This is a genomic window from Elizabethkingia argenteiflava (genome assembly GCF_009904105.1).
GTDB lineage: Bacteria > Bacteroidota > Bacteroidia > Flavobacteriales > Weeksellaceae > Elizabethkingia > Elizabethkingia argenteiflava.
Genome location: NZ_JAAABJ010000554.1, coordinates 1 through 377, shown reverse-complemented (window position 1 = coordinate 377; position 377 = coordinate 1). Strand labels below are relative to the sequence as shown.

1 protein-coding gene is annotated in these 377 nt (G+C 32.9%); it reads right to left on the bottom strand.

Annotated elements, in window-relative coordinates; genetic code table 11:
• Positions 1-207: 207 nt before the first annotated feature.
• Positions 208-377, bottom strand: a 170-nt coding sequence (locus tag GNY06_RS09270; RefSeq protein WP_166519823.1) for an IS1 family transposase, incomplete at its 5' end; no start/stop codon positions are given.

Sequence of the window (377 nt, the reverse complement as noted above, 5' to 3'; positions counted from 1 at the left end):
CGCTTAATAATGAAGGGGATCCTTATATGTTATATACTCAATCTTCTTCTTCTGTGGTGAGACTAGTATTGCAAAATAATCACTATGCAGGAAGGCTTCAGGCCAGAAATATTCGTTGTATTGCGGAGTAAAAACAAATAAAATTTAGTTTCATAAAATCAAAAGACTCTTGTATTATTGCAAGAGTCTTTTTTTTATAAGTATTGCTCATCTGAGCATTTCTATTTTTTTAGAATAGCATTTGGACTTCCTTCTCATTCTTGCTAAAAAATGCCCAAACAAACTATTATAAGCTTCTACGGTGAATGTTTCTGATTTTGTCTGAAGATGCTTCTCTTTAGGAACAATGCTTTGGTAGCTTTTCCAGTGATCACTTG